Genomic DNA, 17,016 nt, shown 5'->3' on the forward strand with positions numbered 1-17,016 from the left:
GACTTCCTCAACTCTGCTTTGGCCGCGATCGCGGCCGGGCATCCCCCGTTCACGCAACAAGCGAGGCGCCCACGGGGGGCCGCTTCGGGGGAAACGGAAGGAGGGTGACGCCATGGGTTTCGGCATCATCCTTGCGGTGTTCGTGCTGTTCGTCCTGGCGGCGGTGATCACCGCGGCGCGCAAGGACCGGCGGGCCAAGCGGTACCGCGGCTCCCGGCGGTCCTACAGCGGGGGAAGCAGTTCCAGCTCCAGCAGCGACAGCGGCAGCAGCTGGTGGGTCGCCGGGGGAGGCGCCGCCGCCTCGTCGTGCGGCTCGTCCTCGGGCGGCCACCACTCCTGCGGCGGAGGCTCCTCGTCCTGTGGAGGCGGCTCCTCCTCCTGCGGAGGCGGCGGTTCTTCCTGCGGCGGGGGCGGCGGATGCGGCGGAGGCAGCTGACACGGGGCAGCCGAGCTCCGGCAAGGGGGGAACGCATCCGCAACGCGGGGCCCGTATCGACCACGGGCCCCGCTTCGCGTATGCCCTGCGCGTATGCCTGGTGCGCCCCGGCGTACGCCATGGTTGAACAGTTGAGCTGGGGAGCCCACTGAGGGGTGGAAATCCCGATAAGTTGGGTAAAAGCGCTGTGACGGCGCCACCGTTCATGATTCCCTCTCCATCACCAACGCAGCCCTCGGACGTCCAGCGGGACAGCGGGACGCCCTTCCGACCGGGCTGAGCGGGGCCGATCTCCCGGAGACGACCGGGGTGCGCGGGACCCACACCCCCTCCCCATCCTCATCTTTGTGTGCTTGTGGAGCCGATGCATGCTCACGACCCTGAACACCGCGTACACCGACACGCGCGCGGCCGACCTCGCCTGGGCCCTGGGGCGCGAGCCGCTCCCCGCCCTGGCCAGCCTGGATCTCGAAATGGCCGACACGAGACTTCAGTTGAGACTGCTCGGCGCGTCCCACCAAGTGCTCCTCGAGGAGGAGCGCGGCCGTTGTTCGGAGACGGTGGCGTGCATTCCGGGCAGCAGCACCCCGCTCCCGCTGGGCGTCGCCAAGCGGGTGGGCGACTGGGAGTACGAGTTCGCGGCCCATGTCGAGATCCTCTCGCCGGGCTCCTTCGCGGCCCGCGCCCAGGAGTTGCTCGCCCTCGTCGCCGACCACCCGCACGGACTCGCCGGCGTCTTCCCCGGCAGCCCGCACGCCTTCACCGCGCTGCTCGCCCAGCGCCACGACGGGCATGTGCACTGGCGGACCTGGCACGCGTACCCGCAGGACGGGCAGTTGGTGGCGACCAGGACCCGTGTGGGGACGCGGGTACCGGTGCAGCGGTTGAGCCCGTCCTGTGCCTGACTCGACGGGCGTCTGCGGCTGCCCCGAAGACGCCCGCACAAACGCATGGTGCTCCCATCGACCCCGAGTTCCACTCATGTGGGTGACGAAGCGTGCCGCACCCGTGACGTAACGTCGCAGTCGTGATCGAACCGCACGCGCCGGCCCCGCCGGGTACCCCACCGCCCTGGCGCGGCCCCGCGCGGCTCCCCGTCCGGCCGGACACCGGACGGTTCCTGGTGCTCGCGGGCGTGTTCGTGTGCGCGGCCTGCGGACTGGTGTACGAACTCGAACTCGTCGCCCTCGCCTCGTACTTGATCGGCGACTCGGTCACCCAGACGTCCGTCGTGCTGTCCGTCATGGTCTTCGCGATGGGCGTCGGTTCCCTCGTCGCCAAGCGGCTGCGCCGGCTCGCCGCGGCCGCGTTCGGCTCGATCGAGGCGACGCTCGCGCTCGTCGGCGGGTGCAGCGCGCCCGCGCTGTACGCGGTGTTCGCCTGGACCGGCGACTGGGGCGGCCTGTGGCTGGACGGCCCGCGCTGCCTCCTGGTCGTCTTCTCCCTCGCCATCGGCCTGCTCATCGGCGCCGAGGTCCCCCTGCTGATGGAGCTGATCCAGCGCATCCGCCGCCAGGACGCGGGCGGCGCCGTCGCCGACCTGTTCGCGGCGGACTACGTCGGCGCGCTCGTCGGCGGCCTCGCCTTCCCCTTCCTGCTCCTGCCGTTCCTGGGCCAGTTGACGAGTTCGCTGCTCACCGGCGCGGTGAACATCATCGCGGGCGGCGCCCTCGTCCTCGGCCTGTTCCGCCGCGACCTGACCGGCCGGGCCCGCCGTCTCCTCGTGGTCACCAACATCGCCGTGCTCGCCGTCCTCGCGACGGCCGCCGTCCTCGCCGACGACTTCGAGCGGGCCGCCCGGCACGCGGTGTACGGCGACGACGTGCGCGTGGCCGTGCACACCGACGTCCAGGAGGTCGTCGTCACCGGCGGCACGGACGGCCGCAACCTCGACCTCTACCTGGACGGCCGACTGAGCGTCGACGGCCACGACGAGCGCCCCTATCACGAGGCACTCGTCCGCCCCGCGATGCACGGCCCCCACGCCCATGTGCTCGTCCTCGGCGGCGGCGACGGACTGGCCGTCCGCGAGGTGCTGCGGAACCCCGGGGTCCGCCGGGTCGACGTCGTCGAGCTCGACCCGGCCGTGGTCGACCTGGCCCGCACCGACCCGGCCCTGTCCGCCCTCAACGCCCACGCCTACGACGATCCCCGCGTCCACATCACCACCGGGGACGCCTTCAGCCGTCTGCGCGAGGTTCCGGCGGCGTCCTACGACGTCGTCATCGCCGACCTCCCCGACCCCACGACGACGGCCGGCACCAAGCTCTACTCCCAGGAGTTCTACGGCCTCACCCGCCGCGCCCTGGCCCCCGACGGCCGCCTCACCGTCCACGCCGGCCCCCTCACCGCCCGCCCCCGCGTCTTCTGGACCGTCGAGACCACGATCCGCTCCGCGGGCCTCCACACCGTCCCCTACGCCGCCACCGGCCACGACGCCGGCTTCGTCCTGGCGTCGCCGGACACCCGGCCACGGCTGGACACGGCGGACATGAGAGAGCAGAGGGACGAGGAGTTCGGGGGGCTGCCGTCGTCGACGCTGGTGCATCCGCGGTACTGACACGACGGAGGTGGTGACACTGATCAGCGCCGGTCCAGGCATCCCAGCCCGTCCGGCGCTTGAGGACGAGGCCCGTTCAGGGCCGAAGCGGGGGCTCGAGAGCGGCAGCTCCCCGCAGGCCCGGCACCAGCGCATCGCGCCCGAACAGCCCAGCCCCACCTAAACGGCTCCCCCGGCTCGCGCCCCACGCCGTGGACCTGCAAGGTGCGGGAGTGTGAGCCACGCCAGCACCCTCACCCCCCGCCCCACCGTCGCCCTGTCCCGGCGGCGCCCCCTCGCGGCGGCACCCACCGCCCTGGGCCTCTTCGCCGCCGCCCGCCTCACCGGCGCGGCCGTCCTCGCGCTGACCGCCTGGGCCACGGGCAGGCAGCCCCTGGCACTGCTCGGCCGGTCCTGGGACTCCCTGTGGTACCTGGGAATCGCCGCCCACGGCTACGGCCACACCCTCACCTTCGGCCCTGGCATCGTCCACAGCGATCTGGCGTTCTTCCCGCTCTACCCCGCACTGGTCCGCGCGGTGGCCGAGCTCGGCCCGCTGAAGGGGGGCACCGCGGGACTCCTCGTGTCGTGGACGGCGGCCGCGGTGGCCGCCTGGGGGATCCACGCCCTCGGCGCCGCTCTGCACGGCCGGGCCGTCGCCACCGCGCTCGTCCTGCTCTGGGCGCTGCTGCCGCACTCCGTGGTGCTGTCGATGGCGTACACGGAGCCGGTGCTCACCGCGTTCGCCGCCTGGTCGTTGTACGCGGTGCTGAACCGGAACTGGCTGTGGGCGGGCACCCTGGCCGCGCTGGCGGGGCTCGCGCGGCCCAACGGGGTCGCGGTGGCGGCTGCGGTGCTGGTGGCGGCGGGGCAGGAGGTGTGGCGGGCGCGCGGCCGGGTTTCCCACAGGCTGTGGACGGGCGCGGCACTCGCGCCGCTCGGCTGGACCGCGTACGTCCTGTGGGTCGGTCACCGCAGGGACGACCTGCTCGGCGGGTACTTCGCCGTGCAGCGGCTGTGGGGCTCGCGCTTCGACCTCGGCCACGGCTCGCTGCACTTCGTCCGCCATCTGCTGCTGCACGCGCACCGGCTGGTCTTCCCCATGACGCTGGTGATCGTCGCGGCGGCCGTGCTGCTGTACGCGCTGCTGCTCGTGGACCGCGCGCCGCTGCCGCTGGTCGTCTACAGCGGGGTCCTGCTGCTGATCACGCTCGGCGGCTCCGGCTTCTTCGAGTCCAAGCCGCGGTTCCTGCTGCCCGCGTTCCCGCTGTTGCTGCCGCTGGCGCGGGCGCTGGTGCGGACGGCGAGAGCCCGGCCCTGGCACGCGACCGTGGTGGTCGCCGCCCTGGCCGGGCTCTCGTTCGCTTACGGCGCGTACCTGGTCGTCCTGGCGAACACGCCGCTGTAGCTCCGGCGGACCGGTGGATACGGCCCGTCCGGGTCCCGAGGACTACTCCTCGTCGTCCTCGGGCTTCTCCGCGTCGTTGACCTCCTGCTCGAGGCCGAGCTGCTCGACGAGCCACTTGTCGAACTCGATGGCGGCGCGTACCCAGCTGACCGTCGAGGAGACGAAGAACTCGATGTTGACACCGGCGCCGATCAGCATCTGCGCCTCGCCGATGAGGCGGACGGTGCCGTCGTCGTGGGTGTGGGTGTAGACCTTGGGCCACAGGGTGCGGCGGTTCCAGTCGTCGATCGACTCCAGCAGCTGCGGCTTCTCGTCGATCTTGTGGGGGCGGTCGTAGAAGGTCCGAACCGAGAAGACCGCCTGGTCCTCCTCGCCACGGAACATGAAGTACGTACGGAACTGTTCCCAGGGCGCCGCGAGGTCGCCCTCCTCGTCGACGACGTACTTCAGCTCCATCTGGTCGAGGAGCTGCTTCACGAGGTCCTGATCCGGGACGACGGGGCCCGCCGGTCCTTGGGGCTGCGGCTCGGGCTGGCCCCCGAAATTCGGAATCGAGGACGGGTCGATGGTCACCGTGATTTTCCCTTCGTACGGATCCTGCCATCCTCCCCCATCCGGGGAGGGGGGTGGCAACCCCGACGGGACGTGTCAGCCCAGGGCTGACATGATCCGGCCTGCCGCACACCGTGGGGCAGCAGGCCGGATCGGGGTCACAGCGCCTTGCCCGTGGCCGGGCCCACGATCAGCCCGTCACCGAAGGCGTCGACGCGGACCATGTCGCCGTCCTTGACCTCGCCGGAGAGGATCTCCTTGGCGAGGCGGTCGCCGATGGCGGTCTGGACGAGACGGCGCAGCGGACGGGCACCGTACGCCGGGTCCATCCCCTCGTCGGCGAGCCAGGCCAGGGCCGCGTCGGTGATCTCCAGGGTGAGGCGGCGGTCGGCGAGACGCTTGGCCAGCCGGTCGATCTGGAGCCGGGCGATCCGGCTCAGCTCGTCCTTGTTCAGTGCCGAGAAGACCACCAGGTCGTCGAGCCGGTTGAGGAACTCCGGCTTGAACGAGGCCCGTACGACCTCCAGCACCTGCTCCTTCTTCTCCGCCTCGGTCGACACCGGGTCGACCAGGTACTGGCTGCCCAGGTTGGAGGTGAGGACCAGGATCGTGTTGCGGAAGTCGACCGTGCGGCCCTGACCGTCGGTCAGCCGCCCGTCGTCGAGCACCTGGAGGAGGATGTCGAAGACCTCGGGGTGCGCCTTCTCCACCTCGTCGAGCAGCACCACGCTGTACGGCCGCCTGCGCACCGCCTCCGTGAGCTGGCCGCCCTCCTCGTAGCCGACGTACCCGGGGGGCGCGCCGACCAGCCGGGCCACGCTGTGCTTCTCGCTGTACTCCGACATGTCGATGCGGACCATGGCCCGCTCGTCGTCGAAGAGGAAGTCCGCGAGCGCCTTGGCGAGTTCGGTCTTGCCGACACCGGTCGGGCCTAGGAAGAGGAACGAGCCGGTGGGGCGGTCGGGGTCGGCGATACCGGCGCGGGAGCGCCGTACGGCGTCGCTGACGGCCCGTACGGCCTCGCTCTGGCCGATGAGCCGCTTGCCGAGCTCGTCCTCCATGCGCAGCAGCTTCTGCGTCTCGCCCTCCAGGAGGCGGCCCGCGGGGATGCCGGTCCAGGAGGCGACGACGTCGGCGATGTCGTCGGAGCCGACCTCCTCCTTGACCATGGTGTCCTTGGAGGCCTCCTCCTCGGCCTCGGAGGCGGCCTCCAGGTCGCGTTCCAGGGCCGGGATCTCGCCGTACAGCAGCTTGGACGCGGTGTCGAAGTCGCCGTCTCGCTGGGCACGTTCGGCCTGTCCGCGCAGGTCGTCGAGGCGTTCCTTCAGCTCGCCGACGCGGTTGAGGGACTGCTTCTCCTTCTCCCAGCGGGCGGTCAGGCCGCGCAGCTCCTCCTCCTTGTCGGCGAGGTCGCGGCGCAGCTTCTCCAGGCGTTCGCGGGAGGCCGGATCGGTCTCCTTGTCGAGGGCCAGCTCCTCCATCTTCAACCGGTCCACGGCGCGCTGGAGTTCGTCGATCTCGACGGGCGAGGAGTCGATCTCCATACGGAGCCGGGAGGCCGCCTCGTCGACGAGGTCGATGGCCTTGTCGGGCAGGAAACGGGAGGTGATGTACCGGTCGGAGAGGGTGGACGCGGCGACCAGCGCGGCGTCGGCGATCTGGACCTTGTGGTGGGCCTCGTAGCGGCCCTTGAGGCCACGCAGGATGGCGATGGTGTCCTCGACGGTCGGCTCGGAGACCAGCACCTGCTGGAAGCGCCGCTCCAGCGCCGGGTCCTTCTCGATCCGCTCGCGGTACTCGTCGAGGGTGGTCGCGCCGACCATGCGCAGCTCGCCGCGGGCCAGCATCGGCTTCAGCATGTTGCCGGCGTCCATGGCGGAGTCGCCGCCGGCGCCCGCGCCGACGACCGTGTGCAGCTCGTCGATGAAGGTGATGATCTGCCCCTCGGAGTCCCTGATCTCCGCGAGCACGGTCTTCAGGCGCTCCTCGAACTCGCCGCGATACTTCGCCCCGGCGACCATCGCGCCCAGGTCGAGGGCGACCAGCCGCTTGTCCTTCAGGGACTCGGGCACGTCGCCCTTGATGATCCGCTGGGCGAGCCCCTCGACGACGGCGGTCTTGCCGACGCCGGGCTCGCCGATGAGGACGGGGTTGTTCTTCGTACGGCGGGACAGGACCTGCACGACGCGGCGGATCTCCTGGTCCCGGCCGATGACCGGGTCGAGCTTGCCCTCGCGGGCGGCGGCGGTGAAGTCGGTGCCGAACTTCTCCAGGGCCTTGTACTGGCCCTCGGGGTCGGCGCTGGTGACCCGGCGCCCGCCGCGCGACTTCTGGAACGCCTCCAGCAGCTTCTTCGCGGTCGCGCCCTGCCGGGAGAGCACCTCACCGGCGGCGCCCCCCTTGGCGGCGATCCCGATGAGCAGGTGCTCGGTGGAGAGGTACTCGTCCCCGAGGTCCTTCGCCCTGGCCTGCGCGTCCGCGATGACGGTGAGCAGCTCGCGGTTGGGCTGCGGCGGCGCGACCGTCGACCCGGTCACGCTGGGCAGCGCGGCGAGGGCACGGTCGGCGCCCGCCCGTACGGATGCCTGGTCCGCGTCGACCGCGACCAGCAGGTCGATGATGTTCTCGTTGTCCTTGCCCTCCAGCAGCGCGAGCAGCAGGTGGGCGGGGGTGAGGTCGGCGTGTCCCTCGGACACGGCGCGGTTGCTGGCCGCGTTGATCGCGTCCCGGCTCCGGTTGGTCAGCTCGGCGTCCACGTTGCCTGTCTCCTCCTTGCGTCAGCCGTGACTCAATCAACATACGTAAAGTTGAGTCTATTCCACTCAAGGTAGGGATCCAAGGTAGGGATCCAAGTGGGGAGCGGGTATCCGGGAACGCCCGGAGATCCCGGGGTCGGCTAAATTCCGGGCCATGTCCGCATACCCTCAGGATCCCGGCGCACCCGACGCGCCGTATCTCGCCTTCTGGCGTGAACGCCACCTCTGCACGCTGACGACCCTGCGCCCGGACGGCAGCCCGCATGTCGTCCCGGTGGGGGTGACCTACGACCCCGAGGCCCGGCTCGCGCGGGTGATCACGAACAAGGCGAGCGCGAAGGCGGGCTTCGTGCGGGCGGCGGGCACGGAGGGCGCCAGGGTCGCCGTATGCCAGGTGGAGGGGCGCCGCTGGGCCACGCTGGAGGGCCGGGCCTTCGTCCGCACCGAGCCGGAGCGGGTCGCGGAGGCGGAGCGGCGCTACGCGGAGCGCTACGGGCGCACGCCCGCTCCGAACCCGGCCCGTGTGGTGATCGAGATCGAGCTGACGCGGGCGATGGGGCGGGGCTGACCCGTCCGGCCAAGACGGTTTCCGGCCAGTTGAGAACGTGGCGGAAACACGTCGAGAACAGCATGAATCCCCCGAAAACTGCAGCGGCGTCACCGTGTTCAGGTCACGGTGACGCCGCTGCGGGGGGAAGCGCCTGAGCGATCTGTTACGACGGGGGAATCGCGTCAGGCACTGCGGGGGGTGGCTGAGATGGTGCTGGGGGCGGCTTGGGGGGCCGACTCCGCGAGCTGGTGGTCGCGCTGGTCGAGGTTCACGAAGATCATTCCGTACCGGATGGCGCACCGCACTGGCTGCGGCGCCCCCCGAGGCCGTCGCAGGCACCGGTACGCCCGAAGGTCACCGTCCTCGTCGCGGGTGACGACCACCGGCTCTCCGAACACGGTCACCATCAACGAGTCACCACTGTGGGGGATGGCGGTGACCAGGTCGATGAAGTGCCAGCCGGAGCGATAGGCGGTCGCCATCTCGCGTCGGAACGAGCGGTCGTCGGGTGGGGTGGTCATGCGCTCTTGCCCGCCGGCGTCGACCAGCCGACGTCCTGAGCCTTGATCACCCAGCCGACGTCGTCCTGCGTGCCGTTGGTGTTCGCCGACGTGCTCGCCGCGTCGGAAGGGGTCAGCCAGCCAACGTCGAGAGAACCGGCCCCACCGAAGGCCAGCGCCAGAGCAACGACGGCAGTGGCAAGCACCGAGCGAAGCATTCTCTTATTCATGGTCGGCTTCGTCCTCACTTGATGGCTTCCTCTCCCCCGCGAAACAAGACGATGGCTCATTCAGGCACGTCAATGCCACACAGGAGATGCATCATGTTCCTGCACGTTCAGGACCCTGGGGGGTGGAGATTTGCCAACAAATCACACAAAGCCGACACATCCTCACAGCATCACCGAGTTGTGTGCCGAGGGAACGCGTCTCTACGCGAGTGCGCTCGGCTCCGGACGCATCTCCCGCGACGAGGTCGAGCCCGCTCCCTGTCTGCTGGAGTTCGCACTGCTCCACCCCGACCCGGATGATGCGAACTGGCTGCGTCCGGTTCCGCCCTCCATCGCGCTCGCCCAGCAATTGCAGCCCTTGGAACGGGAGATCCAGGACCGCCGCCGGCTCAGCGTGGATCTCACGGACACCTTCGAACCCTTCCTGGCCATCAGTGCCCAGAAACCGGCCACCACGCACGCGATCACCGTGCTGGAGGGTATCGACCGCATCCACGCCGCGCTGGACGTGGCGATCGCCGAGGCGCGCAGCGAGGTCCTCACCGTGCAGCCCGGCGGCAGCCGACCGGAACACATCCTGAGCCAGGCCCTGACGCGCAGCAAACCCCTCATCGAGCGCGGCATCTCCGTGCGCACCCTCTACCAGCACACGGTCCGCCACAGTCAGAGCACCTTCGCCTACGTGGACGGCATGGCGGGCGCCAAGGTCGAGATACGGACCCTGGAGGAGCTGATCGAGCGGCTCATCATCTGTGACACGACGGTCGCCTTCATCCCCGCGCAGGACGACCGGCAAGTGGCGCTGGAGCTACGGCACCCCGGGCTCGTCCAGTACCTCATCAGGGTCTTCGAGCAGCTCTGGCAGCGGGCCACCCCGCTCCTGGAGGAGGTCCCCTACGAGTCCACGCCCGAGGGCATCACCGGTGTGCAGAAGTCGATAGCGAAGCTGCTGATCGAGGGTCATGTGGACGAGGCCATCGCGCGGCGGCTGGGCATGAACGTACGCACCTGCCGCGCCCACATAGCCAAGCTGGCGTCGGCCCTGGGCAGCGGCAGCCGGGCCCAACTGGGCTTCCTCATCGCGCAGTCGGGGATGCTGGACCGGGACCACTGACGTGACCGCCGAACACCGGAACGGGGAGAAACCCGCGGGAGAGGGCGGGCCGGGGGGCGCGGCGCACGTGGAGCACGGCGTGGAGGAGCTGTGCGCCGCCGGGAGCCGCTTGTACGAACGGGCCCTGCGCGAGGGCCGGATCCCCGCCGCGGACGCCCAGGAGGCGCCCTGTGTGGTCACCTTCGGCCTGCTGCACCCCGCCGTGGACGACCCGGACCGGCTGGAGCCCCTCGCGCCCGCCGTGGCCCTCCACCGCCATCTGCGGACCTCGGAGGACCGGATCGCGCGGGAACGGCGGCGCGAGGCGCAGCTCGTCGACGTGTTCGAACCGCTGATGCGGCTCGGCGGCGACCGCACCCCGGCCGGGGGCACGCCCGCGATCAGCCTCCTCAGCGGCCGGGGTCCGATCAACCTGGCCATCACCGAGGCGATGGCGGACGCCTCCCACGAACTCCTCGCCATCCAGCCCCACATCAGCCACGCCGGCAGGCCCGCCGTGGTCCTCACCGACGCCATGGCCCGCGACCAGGACCTGCTCGACCGGGGCGGCCGTATCCGTACGCTCTACCAGCACACGATGCGGTACGCGCCCACCGTGCTGGCGCGCTACGAGTGGCTGCGCGGGGACGTGGAGGCGCGCGGCCTCGACGAGGTCACCGAGCGGCTGCTGGTCATCGACCGGACCGTGGCGTTCATCCCCGCGAACAAGGACCGCAGCCTCGCGCTGGAGGTCCGCCACCCCGCCCTCGTCGACTACTTCGTCACCACCTTCGAGCGGCTGTGGCGGCTCGCCACCCCCATGTACCCCGAGGCCGTCCGGCAGCCCACCCTGAACGGCGTCACCCCCCGCCAACGGGCCATCGCCGCCCTCCTCGTCGAGGGTCACACCGACACGGTCATCGCCGAACGCCTCGGCATGAACGTCCGCACCGCCCGCGTCCACATCGCCAAACTGGCGGCAACGCTGGGCAGCGAGAGCCGGGCCCAGCTCGGGTACCTCATCGGGCGCTCGGGGATTCTGGAACCTGAGGGATGAACGTTCGGGGCGGGCCGTCCAGGCCGGCCTGGGCTATGCGCACGCCGAGTTGGGTGCGGCTGGCGGCGCCGAGGGTCTCGGAGAGGCGGGCGATGTGGGCGCGGCAGGTACGGACGCTGATGCCGAGGCGTTCGGCGATGACCGCGTCCTGGTGGCCCTCGGCGAGGAGCGCGGCGATGGACTGCTCGCGGTGGGAGATGCCGTCGATGCCGGTGGCGGGGAGTGGTGCCGTCAGGGGGACGGCGAGCCGCCAGAGGCGTTCGAAGACGGTCACCAGGTAGGCGATCAGGGCCGGGTGGCGCAGCTCCAACGCCACGGTGTGCTCGGTGTTGGCGGGGACGAAGGCGACCGTGCGGTCGAAGAGGATGAGGCGGTCGATGACCTCGTCGAGGGTGCGGGCCTCGACCGCGTCCCCCATCAGCTCCAGGTAGTTGAGCAGGCCCTGCCCGTGCCGGGCCACGTGGTTGTACAGGTCGCGCATCCGCACGCCCCGGCCGCGCAGCGCCAGCGCCCGGTGCAGCCCCTCGGAGAGTTCGTGCTCACGGCGGATCCCGCCCGGCTGCACCGTCAGCACCTCGGTGGTGCACGCCTGGGTCGCCTCGTCCATCGCCGCCTGGATGCGGGTCAGCCCGTCCAGGACCCGGATCGCCGTGCCCTCCCAGACACCGGCCGCCGGGGGCCGGACGCCCAGACCGGCGTACCGCTCCACGGCCTCCACCGCAGACCCCACCCGCCGCTGACTCGCGCTGACCTCGTCGTGCACCGCGCGCAGCAGCCGGGTCATGACCTCCTGCGGGGACGTCGGCACCAGCCAGTCCATGTCGTCCGGGTCCGGGTGGAGCATCGCGAGTTCCAGCAGACACGGCACCGCTACGGCGTCGCCCCGCGGCACCCTGCCCCGCCGTACCGCCCGGGAGTACACGCGCTCCCCGGCCTCGCACAGTCGGTCAGCACCGTGGGGATGACCCCCCGTGCCGTGCCCGGCCATCGACCGTCCCACCCCCGGTTTCCGCCTCTTCCGCAGCGCCACTATGCGCGGCCCGGACCTGCTCCGCAACACGGCTCCCGTCCCGACGAGCGGAGAAAACCACCCGTACGTCCCGCTTCCTCCCGGCCTCCGTCCGGCACGTTGCAACAAGCTGATGGAGGGGGACCGTACCCGCCGGGAGGCCCCCGGAACCGGCGCCTTCCCCCCGACGGAAGAAGGGTCCACCCCGGGCCCCACGTGTCGGACGTGGAACCGGGGTGAACCCCTCTTCGCGCTGCTGCGGGCCTGCCTACTTCATCGCGCTGCCGCGGGCTTGCCTACTTCAGGCCGATCGCCGCGCAGGCGGACTTGTACTTCGAGGTGCAGATGTCGGACACCTTGTAGATGCCGTCCGCGACCACCGTGGACTTGATGTTGCTCTTCGTCAGCGAGACCACGGGAACCAGCTGCGCCGGGATGTCCTTCTCGGTGGGGCTGTCGACCTTCTTGCGGGTGAGGGCGTCGAACTGGATGTCCTTGCCCTGGATCTTGGCGACGGCCATCTCCGCGGCGGCCTCGGCCTCACCGGGGTAGGGCTTGTAGACGCTCATGTACTGCTCGCCGCTGACGATCCGCTGCACCGCCGACAGTTCCGCGTCCTGCCCGGTGATCGGGGGCAGCTCGCTCACGCCCGCCTTCTCGAAGGCCTTGATGATGCCGCCGGCCATGGCGTCGTTGGCGGAGTAGACGGCGGCGATGTTGTCCTTGCCGAGCTTGTCGATCGCCTTGGTCATGTTGGCCTGGGCGATCTCCGGGCTCCAGTCCGCGGTGTCGAACGACTCGGCGATCGTCACCTTGCCGTTGAGCTCGGACATCGCGCCCTGCTTGAACTGCCCCGCGTTCGGGTCGGTGGGCGAGCCGTTCACCATGACGACCTTGTCGGAGGCGTCGGCGGTACCGAGCGCCTCGATCAGGGAGCGGCCCTGCACCTCGCCGACGAGCTCGTTGTCGAAGGAGACGTACGCGTCGATCGGGCCCTCGGCCAGCCGGTCGTAGGCGATGACGGGGATGCCCGCGTCCTTGGCCTTCTTGACCATGTCCGCGATGGTGTGCGCGTCGACGGCGTCCAGCAGGATGACGTCGACCTTGTCGTCGATCATCTTCTGCATCTGCTTCACCTGCGTCGACGCCTTGGCGGCGGCGTTCGCGTAGACCGTCTTGCCCTGGTTCCTGGTGAGGGCGGCGACCTTCTTCTGGATGATCGGGTAGTCGAACTCCTCGTACCGCGTGTTCGTCTTCTCCGGCATCAGCACGCCCACCGTGATGTCGTTGCCCCTGGTCGGGCTGGCCGCGGCGCTGTCCCCCGTCGCGTTGAGCATGCCGCAGCCGGCAAGCGAGAGAGTCAACGTGGACGCTGCCACGGATATGGCGATACGACGCATGCGGGGCTCACTATCAGGTGCGTGTTCAGGTGCGTGTTCAGGTGCATGTTGTGGAGATCGGGTGCGGCATGTTGACCCAGTGTCTGAAAAGACAACGCGGCGGTGACCGTCGGAGTCAAGCTGTCCCACTTAACGAGATGACAACATCACCCTCCGCTTGTGGAGAAAAAGAGCCGAGGAGAAGTCGGGGAGACATCGGGGAGGAGCCGTACACCGGCCGTTCGACGTGAGTGGGGCCGGGGATCACCCCCGGCCCCACTCACGTTCCCGACAACCCCGCTCAGCGCGCCCCGGGGTCGTACTTCTTCAGTGACGCCTGCACCTCACCGGCGTACGGCCCCTCCCACCACGGGATCGTCTCGACCAGCACCGGCTTGGTGCCGGAGGCCAGGACCAGGGCCCGGCCCGGGGGCATCGCGCCGAGGTCGGACACCTGGAGCACGCGCTCGCGGCGCGTGGACTCACTCACCGTGCGGGCGCCGGACCAGCCGCCGAACTCCGACTCGCGGCTCGTCTGGAACTCGCGGAGCTCGAACTCGCCCGCCAGCTCGCTCAGATCGCCGAGGAAGCGGGTGTCGGAGACGCCACCGCCGTAGACGCGGACGTTCGCGGCCGACCACAGCTTCTCCATGCCGCGCTCGCCCCACACCTCGATGCCCTGCGCCCAGGACTGGAGGATCGTCATCAGGATGATGCCGCGCGACCCGTAGTGGGAGTACAGGTCGGGCAGGGAGCGCCAGCGGCAGACGTTGGCGGCCTCGTCGAGGACTCCGACGAGGGGCAGCGGGAGCCGCCCGCCGCGCTGGGTGGTGGCGTACTCCTCCGCCGCCTCCACGACGGCGACGGTGAGCGCGGTGACCAGCGGACCCGCGCTGTCCCGGCCTTCCCGCGACAGCGAGTACAGCGTGCCGCCCGTCCGCACGAACGCGTGCGGGTCGAACTCGGGGGCGTGCGGGTCGGCGGGCGGCGTCACCCAGCGGTTGACCTCGGGGTTGATCAGGCAGGACGCCATCTGCTGGGCCACGCCGTAGATGCCGCTGCGCTGCTTCTCCGGCGCGTTGATGACACCGGCGAGACCGTCGGCGGCCATGGTGTGCCCGGCGCCGCGCAGGATCCGCTCCGGGGTGTCGTCCTTGGGGTTGGACAGCCAGGAGTAGATCTGGGTGATCGGCGCCTTCGCGCAGGCCGCGGCGAGCAGCAGGTTGGCCAGCAGGTCCTGTCCGGCCGGGTCGAAGAAGGCGTCGGTGGAGGCGTTCGCGTCCCGCGAGCCGGACGCGAAGTGGTCGGCCATCTTGCGGGCCTTGGCCACGTCCGTGACGTACGACAACGGGTTCCACCACCAGGTGGGCGCCTCGGCGGCGACCTGCTGCGGGTCGAACACCCACACGGGCCCGCGCGCCGACCGCGGCCCGCGCGTGGCGTCGACGATGTCCCGCTTGTTGGAGGTGACGAGGACGGCCCCGGGCCCGTCGAGGATGGCGGGTATCGCCCGCCGGGTGGTCTTGCCCGTCCGCGGCCCCCAGATGTCGACGTGCATGTCCTCGTACGACCCGAACAGCGGCTGCCTGCCCTTGACGGACCGTCCGATGAACACACCGGGCGTCCGCGCCCGCACCCCGAGCCGCTCGGCGGTGGCCGCCGCGCCCTTCATGGTGAGCTTCCCGAGCTCCTCACCCTTGGCGAGGTGCTGGGCCGCCCCGTCCACCTTGGGCTTGTTCCGGATCCGCTGCCGTACGCGGTAGACGGCGAGCCCGAGAATCCCGAGCACCAGGGCCTCCCCCGCGGCCACGGCACTGGCCGCTGAACCGGGCCAGCTGTAGTCCCCCTTCACCACGGCCACGAGGAACGACAGCGGGTTCGACGGCGGCGCGGGCACGTCCGCGAAGGAGGCCCCCACCTTCGCCGCCAGCCAGGCACCGGCCCCGCACAGCAGGACGACCGCGACGGCGATGGCGATCTCGAAGGTCCAGTCGTCCTCGGCGCGGGGCTTCTTCTTCTGGTCTGCGGTCACCCGCGGGTCCGTCCTTTCTGGAATGCGCGTCAGGCCTTCTGCGCCGCGAAGGCGAAGAGGCCGTTGTCGGCGTGGACGAGGGTGTGGCCGTCGGAGGTGAACTCGCCCGGGACGTCCGCCGCCGCGGACCCGGTCGACAGCAGCTTCTTCGTCCGCGCGTCCAGGACGGCGTTCTCCGTGCCGTCGAGAGCGGCGTACAGGATCCCGCCGGGTGTGATGGACCGAGGCTCGATGTCCTTCTCGTCGGCCTTCTGCCGCCAGAGTTCGTCACCGGTCTGCGGGTCCCACGCCACCGCTCCCCCGGCGTACTGGAGGACGGCCGTCTTCCCGTCGGGCGAGACAACGGGCGGGCTCTGCTGCGGGAGCATGTCGAGCGTGACATGCGGTCCGGTGGCGAGGATCCGTCCGGTCGCCAAGTCGGCCGTGGTGACGACCCCCTCGTCCGAGCCACTGGCCGACCAGATGACGATCGCCCGGTCCCCGGCGAGGGGGTACAGACTGGCGTCCGCCTCGTCACCGCCCTTCAACTGCCGTGCGACGTCGGCGGGCGGGGTGGCGTCCGCGCTGCTCCAGGCAGTCCTGCCCGTGCTCCGGTCGATCACCGCCAGGGACCCGGTCGCCACTTCGGCGTCGACCGCGTAGCCCTGGCCGGTGCCGACGGGCGCGGTCTCCACGGTCTCCGCGGGCAGTTCCAGGTTCTTGCCGCCTCCGATCGGGGCGAAGGTCCGGGTGTCGGTGTACGACGACGCCTCCGGCAGCAGTACATGCCCCCGGACGACCGGGAGTTCGGCGTTCTCCTCGCCGGTGTAGGCCGAGCTGCCGAGCTTCGCTCCGCTGGGCGCGTACATGGTGTAGGCGGTCTTGACGGTGGCCTTCTTCAGGCCGCCCGCCTCGGTGTTCCGGCAGTCGCGGATCAGTACGGCCGGGCTGCCGTCCTTCCACTCGCCCACCTGGACCTGGGTGTCACGCGCGGGCGTGTAGTCGCCGGTGGGGTCGTAACCGCACTTCACGGTGAAGGAGGTGCGCTCCTTGCCGGTCGCCGCGTCGTAGAGGTGGGCGACGAAGCGCGCCGTCTGCGGCTCGGTCTCCCCCTCCGCGACCGGCGCGGACAGGTCCTGGACCAGCAGGAAGGCGTCGCCCACCACGCAGACGCCTTGCTCGTCCTGCTGATCGTGCGCGACGGCGGCGTCGCCACCGCAGTTGTACGGGGCGTCGCCGTCCTGCGCCATGCTCCACGCGGGCTTCGCGGCGAGTCCGGGGACGCGCTCACCGCCGTAGACGGGGCCGCCCGCCCCTGCGGACGCCGTGGCCGACGGGTCGCTCTTCCCGTCCCCGTGCGCGGGCTCCTGGTCCTCGCCCCCGCCGCAGCCGGCGACGAGCCCCAGCGTCAGGACGGTGCCGGTGATCAGGGCGGTGCGTGTCTTCTTCAACTTCCTTGCTCCATCGGATGGTTGTGGTGCCGCCGAGACTGACCG

15 protein-coding genes are annotated in these 17,016 nt (G+C 70.8%); 7 read left to right on the forward strand and 8 right to left on the reverse strand.

Annotated features, from left to right (window positions below):
• Nucleotides 1-112 precede the first annotated feature (112 nt).
• The 4 genes from ACGFNV_RS23725 to ACGFNV_RS23740 all read left to right on the forward strand — a co-directional run bounded on the left by ACGFNV_RS23725 (nucleotide 113) and on the right by ACGFNV_RS23740 (nucleotide 4,383).
• Nucleotides 113-436, forward strand: a complete 324-nt coding sequence (locus ACGFNV_RS23725; protein WP_393624969.1) for a hypothetical protein — start codon at nucleotides 113-115, stop codon at nucleotides 434-436.
• Between the two features lie 368 nt (nucleotides 437-804).
• Nucleotides 805-1,341 (forward strand): DUF2617 family protein, encoded by a 537-nt coding sequence (locus ACGFNV_RS23730; protein ID WP_393624970.1) that lies wholly within the window; start codon nucleotides 805-807, stop codon nucleotides 1,339-1,341.
• Nucleotides 1,342-1,463: 122 nt separating this feature from the next.
• Entirely contained in the window at nucleotides 1,464-2,996 is a 1,533-nt protein-coding gene (locus ACGFNV_RS23735) for a polyamine aminopropyltransferase (RefSeq protein WP_393624971.1), read from the forward strand.
• A 214-nt stretch (nucleotides 2,997-3,210) separates the two neighbouring features.
• A complete protein-coding gene (locus tag ACGFNV_RS23740; RefSeq protein ID WP_393624972.1) occupies nucleotides 3,211-4,383 on the forward strand; it encodes a hypothetical protein in 1,173 nt (390 codons plus the stop codon).
• A gap of 42 nt (nucleotides 4,384-4,425) precedes the next feature.
• Here ACGFNV_RS23740 and ACGFNV_RS23745 read toward each other — a convergent pair whose 3' ends face one another.
• Both ACGFNV_RS23745 and clpB read right to left on the reverse strand, forming a co-directional pair.
• Nucleotides 4,426-4,956, reverse strand: a complete 531-nt coding sequence (locus ACGFNV_RS23745; RefSeq protein ID WP_393624973.1) for a YbjN domain-containing protein — start codon at nucleotides 4,954-4,956, stop codon at nucleotides 4,426-4,428.
• Nucleotides 4,957-5,093: 137 nt separating this feature from the next.
• Nucleotides 5,094-7,691, reverse strand: coding sequence for an ATP-dependent chaperone ClpB (clpB, locus tag ACGFNV_RS23750; RefSeq protein WP_393624974.1), 2,598 nt, complete (start codon nucleotides 7,689-7,691; stop codon nucleotides 5,094-5,096).
• A 154-nt stretch (nucleotides 7,692-7,845) separates the two neighbouring features.
• Here clpB and ACGFNV_RS23755 point away from each other — a divergent pair, with 154 nt between their 5' ends.
• On the forward strand, nucleotides 7,846-8,259 hold the full coding sequence (locus ACGFNV_RS23755) for a pyridoxamine 5'-phosphate oxidase family protein (RefSeq protein WP_393624975.1): 414 nt from the start codon (nucleotides 7,846-7,848) through the stop codon (nucleotides 8,257-8,259).
• Nucleotides 8,260-8,423: 164 nt separating this feature from the next.
• On the opposite strand, the gene ACGFNV_RS23760 is transcribed toward ACGFNV_RS23755, so the two are convergent.
• Entirely contained in the window at nucleotides 8,424-8,762 is a 339-nt protein-coding gene (locus tag ACGFNV_RS23760) for a hypothetical protein (RefSeq protein ID WP_393624976.1), read from the reverse strand.
• Entirely contained in the window at nucleotides 8,759-8,989 is a 231-nt protein-coding gene (locus ACGFNV_RS23765; protein WP_393624977.1) for a hypothetical protein, read from the reverse strand. The genes ACGFNV_RS23760 and ACGFNV_RS23765 overlap by 4 nt, the downstream gene beginning before the upstream one ends.
• A 112-nt stretch (nucleotides 8,990-9,101) precedes the next feature.
• Between ACGFNV_RS23765 and ACGFNV_RS23770 the strand changes: the two genes are divergently transcribed.
• Together ACGFNV_RS23770 and ACGFNV_RS23775 are read left to right on the forward strand one after the other, a co-directional pair.
• The gene (locus ACGFNV_RS23770) at nucleotides 9,102-10,085 is read left to right on the forward strand and encodes a helix-turn-helix transcriptional regulator (protein ID WP_393624978.1); all 984 of its coding nucleotides are present in this window, start codon (nucleotides 9,102-9,104) and stop codon (nucleotides 10,083-10,085) included.
• Nucleotides 10,086-10,152: 67 nt separating this feature from the next.
• Complete coding sequence (locus ACGFNV_RS23775) at nucleotides 10,153-11,121, forward strand: LuxR C-terminal-related transcriptional regulator (RefSeq protein WP_393625188.1); 969 nt, start codon at nucleotides 10,153-10,155, stop codon at nucleotides 11,119-11,121.
• On the opposite strand, the gene ACGFNV_RS23780 is transcribed toward ACGFNV_RS23775, so the two are convergent.
• From ACGFNV_RS23780 to ACGFNV_RS23795, 4 genes are all read right to left on the reverse strand, one after another.
• Nucleotides 11,084-12,109: a LuxR C-terminal-related transcriptional regulator gene (locus ACGFNV_RS23780; protein WP_393624979.1), complete on the reverse strand. Its 1,026-nt coding sequence runs from the start codon at nucleotides 12,107-12,109 to the stop codon at nucleotides 11,084-11,086. The two genes, ACGFNV_RS23775 and ACGFNV_RS23780, sit on opposite strands and share 38 nt — an antisense overlap.
• Before the next feature lie 317 nt (nucleotides 12,110-12,426).
• On the reverse strand, nucleotides 12,427-13,530 hold the full coding sequence (locus ACGFNV_RS23785) for a sugar ABC transporter substrate-binding protein (RefSeq protein WP_393624980.1): 1,104 nt from the start codon (nucleotides 13,528-13,530) through the stop codon (nucleotides 12,427-12,429).
• A gap of 280 nt (nucleotides 13,531-13,810) precedes the next feature.
• Nucleotides 13,811-15,541, reverse strand: coding sequence for a type IV secretory system conjugative DNA transfer family protein (locus ACGFNV_RS23790; RefSeq protein ID WP_393624981.1), 1,731 nt, complete (start codon nucleotides 15,539-15,541; stop codon nucleotides 13,811-13,813).
• A gap of 29 nt (nucleotides 15,542-15,570) precedes the next feature.
• On the reverse strand, nucleotides 15,571-16,971 hold the full coding sequence (locus ACGFNV_RS23795) for a PQQ-binding-like beta-propeller repeat protein (RefSeq protein ID WP_393624982.1): 1,401 nt from the start codon (nucleotides 16,969-16,971) through the stop codon (nucleotides 15,571-15,573).
• Between the last annotated feature and the right edge of the window lie 45 nt (nucleotides 16,972-17,016).

The organism is Streptomyces sp. NPDC048751, from assembly GCF_043198595.1.
GTDB lineage: Bacteria > Actinomycetota > Actinomycetes > Streptomycetales > Streptomycetaceae > Streptomyces.